Raw genomic sequence first — 3,369 nt, 5'->3', positions numbered from 1 at the left:
TCAGCCGCCTCACTGTGCCTCCCGCCGCGCCGAGCGCCGCTCGACGACGAAGTAGACGACGGTCACCACGAGCGACAGGCACAGGCCGAGCATCCCCAGGGCCGCCGCCCGGCCCAGGTCGGAGTTGGCGAACGCCTCCCGGTAGACGTTGATGACCAGCGTGTTGGTGGCGTCGACCGGCCCGCCGCCGGTGAGCAGGTAGATGATCTCGAACCGGCGCAGCGACCAGATCGTCATGAGCAGCGCCAGGATGCGCAGGGTCGGCGCGATGTGCGGCAGGACGATCTCCTTGACCGTGGTGAGGCGGTCGGCGCCGTCGACCCGGGCCGACTCGCGCACCTCGGCGGGTACCGACTGGAGGGCGGCGAGGACGACGAGCATGATGAACGGGAACACCTTCCAGACGCTCACCGCGGTCACCGACAGCAGGCCGAGGTCGGGGTCGATGAGCCAGCCCTGCTCGCCGATGCCAAGGACGGCGAGGCCGCGGTTGGCGACGCCGTCACCGACGTTGAAGATCCAGGTGAAGACGAGCACGACGGCGATCGACGGCACGGCCCACGGCATCGTCAGCACGGCCCGCACCACGGCCCGGCCGCGGAACCGGTCGTTGATCGCGAACGCCGCCGCCGTGCCGAGCAGCAGCGAGCCGGCGACCGTGCAGGCGGTGTAGAGGATCGTGGTGAGCACCGACGACCCGAACCGCTCGTCGACGAGCAGGTCGCGGTAGTTGTCCAGGCCGACGTACTCGCCCCCGTCGGGGTTGAGCAGTTTGGTGTCGGTGAAGCTCAGCAGGGCCCCGCGCAGCAGCGGGGTGGCGGTGAACACCAGCAGGTAGAGCGCCGCGCCGCCGACGAACAGGTACGGCGCGAGCCGTGATCGGGTGGTCATGGACCTCCTTCCGAGACCGTGCGCGGTAGGTGCCGCTTGGCTGGACACCAGCTAGCACCTACCGCGTCTGTTACGGGGTCAGCCCCCGACCGCCGCCTTGGCCTCCTGGGCCGCCTTGGCGAGGGCCTCCTCGGGCGGGACGTTCTGCAGCAGGACCTTCTCGATCCACTGCAGGACGATGTGCCGGATCTGCGGGGTCTTGGCCTCGAACCCGTCCACCACGGCGTCGTGCGAGTACGGCGCGTTCTCCCGGTAGGCGGTGACCCACGGGTTGGCCTTCACGTACGCCTCGGGGACGGTCGTGTCGACGGCCACGGTCGAGGCGTTGCCGATGACCTCGGAGAGCTGCTGCTGGGGCTGCGGCTGGACCAGCCAGCGCAGGAAGTCCTTGGCCAGCTCCTTGTTCTTGGAGTGCTTGTTGACGACGAAGTAGATGCCGACCTGGCTGGTGTTCTTCCCCGGGAACGGCAGCTTCGACGACATGATGGAGGTGCCCGGCACCTTGTCGCTGATCATCGCGGTCGGCGCGCCGGTCGCGTCGATCAGCATGGCCAGCTTGCCCTCCTTGAACTTCGTCCGGAAGGTCGACGCGTCGTCGCCCACGGCGAAGGCGCCGGAGTCGTAGACGGCCTTGTAGGCCTTGAGCGCGGCGACGTTCTCCGGGCGGTCGATGGTGAGGGTCTTCCCGTCGGACCAGCCGCCGCCGAAGCCCTGCGGCCAGTTGTTGAAGTCGATCCACCACGGGTTCTCCTCGGCGATGCGGTGGCGCACCGCGAAGCCCGTGATGCCGGTCTTCTCCTTGATGGTCTTCGCCGCCGCGACGAGCTCCTCGGGCGTGGTCGGCGGCTGGACCCCGGCCTGGGCCAGGATGTCCTTGTTCCACAGGAAGGCGTACGGCGCGATCTGCGCGGTGACGGCGAGCTGCTTGCCCCGCCACTTGCCGCCCTCGTTGGTCACGTTGAGCTTCGCGTCCGGGCCGAAGACGCCGTCGAGCGGCTCCAGCACGCCGGCCTCGGCGAGCTCGGGCAGGAACGTGTCGGCGACGGCGAACACGTCGGGCCCGCCGCCCGCGGCGAGCTGGGTCTTGATGGTGGTCTCGTAGTCGGCTCGGGTGATCTCCTGCTTGGTCAGCGTCGCCTTCGGGTTCTGCTGCTGGTAACCCTGGAAGGTCGCCCACATCTTGGCGCCGTAGCTCGGTGCGAGCAGGTCCCAGTGGGTGATCTCAAGGGTTCCGCCGTCCTGGGCGGACGTCGCGGGTTCATCGGTGTCGCCGCATGCGGCCGTCAGGCTCAGTGAAGCCACGACAGCGGCCGCCAGAAGTGCGGATCGGTATATCGACATTCCAGTCCACCTCTGTGCCAGTCGGATGTGTGGGGTGGGACTCGGGACTTGGTGCACGACTGTAGACGGGGTGATCGGATATGGGAACCCTTGTTCATATACCTGAACCACAGCCGAGTCGATGCAGCTCAGCGACGTGTGTTGCTGACGCAAAGACGCGTGTGGCACCCTGCTCGGGGCCCACCTCACGGACACAAGGGGACGCAACGATGGCCGAGGAAGCCGCGGCGCCGGCCGGCTCGATCAAGTCGGCCGAGCGGGTGCTGCAGATCCTGGACCTGGTCGCGCGGCACGCCGACGGGATCGACGCGAGCGGGATCCGCGCCGCCCTGAACCTGCCGCGCAGCAGCCTGCACGGGCTGCTGCGGGTGCTGTCGGAGCGGGGCTACCTGTTCGTGGACCCGGACTCCCGGGTCTACCGGGTCGGGCTGCACGCCTGGGAGGTCGGCCAGGCGTACTCGCACAACCGGAACATCACCGTCCTCATCGGACCGCAGATGCGCGCGCTGCGCGACGAGCTCAACGAGACGGTGCAGCTGGCCGTCCTGGACGGGCTGGACAACGTGTACCTGGCCAAGGAGGAGTCCGACCATCCGCTGCGGCTGGTCTCCGGCGTCGGCCTGCGGCTGCCCGCACACACCACGGCGCTGGGCAAGGTGCTGCTGGCCGGCCTGCCCACGGCGGAGCTGCGCCGCCGGCTGACCGGGGTCACGCTGCAGCGGTTCACCAAGAGCACCATCGGCGACAAGGCGGCGCTGCTGCGCCGCCTCACCACCGTGCGGGCCGACGGTTTCGCCGAGGACGACGGCGAGTACACCGTGGGCCTCTACTGCGTCGCCGTGCCGGTGCGCAACGAGTCGGGGGCCGTCGTCGCCGCCGTGAGCTGCTCCACGCCCTCGGCCCGCGCGGGCGCCTCCGGTGACCGCGCCCAGCAGTACCTGCCGGCGCTGCGGGCCTGCGCCGAACGGCTCGCTCCCCTGATCGCCCCCCTCTCCCCCTAAGGCCTGTTTCATAACTGAGCCCGGGCTGCGGCGGGCCCAGATTCCGCCTCGCTCCGACCCCAGTTATGAAACAGGCCTTAGCTTGATCTTTAACCTGGGGTGGTTGACGTCGGCCCCTGGTTGGTGATGGAAACAG

At 69.1% G+C, this 3,369-nt stretch carries 3 protein-coding genes; 1 reads left to right on the top strand and 2 read right to left on the bottom strand.

Annotated features, from left to right (window positions below):
- Window positions 1-9: 9 nt before the first annotated feature.
- Window positions 10-891: a sugar ABC transporter permease gene (locus ABZS66_RS61090; RefSeq protein ID WP_354774094.1), complete on the bottom strand. Its 882-nt coding sequence runs from the start codon at window positions 889-891 to the stop codon at window positions 10-12.
- 78 nt (window positions 892-969) lie between these two features.
- Complete coding sequence (locus ABZS66_RS61085; RefSeq protein ID WP_354774092.1) at window positions 970-2,232, bottom strand: extracellular solute-binding protein; 1,263 nt, start codon at window positions 2,230-2,232, stop codon at window positions 970-972.
- 209 nt (window positions 2,233-2,441) lie between these two features.
- Between ABZS66_RS61085 and ABZS66_RS61080 the strand changes: the two genes are divergently transcribed.
- Window positions 2,442-3,233, top strand: coding sequence for an IclR family transcriptional regulator (locus ABZS66_RS61080; RefSeq protein WP_354774090.1), 792 nt, complete (start codon window positions 2,442-2,444; stop codon window positions 3,231-3,233).
- Window positions 3,234-3,369: the final 136 nt, after the last annotated feature.

The sequence above is a fragment of the Dactylosporangium sp. NPDC005572 genome (assembly GCF_040605515.1).
Classification (GTDB): domain Bacteria; phylum Actinomycetota; class Actinomycetes; order Mycobacteriales; family Micromonosporaceae; genus Dactylosporangium.
Note: the sequence above shows the minus strand (reverse complement) of the source record. Positions and strands in the feature narration are given on the sequence as shown.

Excerpts from the sequence above, each read along its gene's own strand:
- ABZS66_RS61080 (WP_354774090.1), top strand. The coding sequence starts at position 2,442 with ATGGCCGAGGAAGCCGCGGCGCCGGCCGGCTCGATCAAGTCGGCCGAG.
- ABZS66_RS61090 (WP_354774094.1), bottom strand. The coding sequence starts at position 891 with ATGACCACCCGATCACGGCTCGCGCCGTACCTGTTCGTCGGCGGCGCG.
- ABZS66_RS61085 (WP_354774092.1), bottom strand. The coding sequence starts at position 2,232 with ATGTCGATATACCGATCCGCACTTCTGGCGGCCGCTGTCGTGGCTTCA.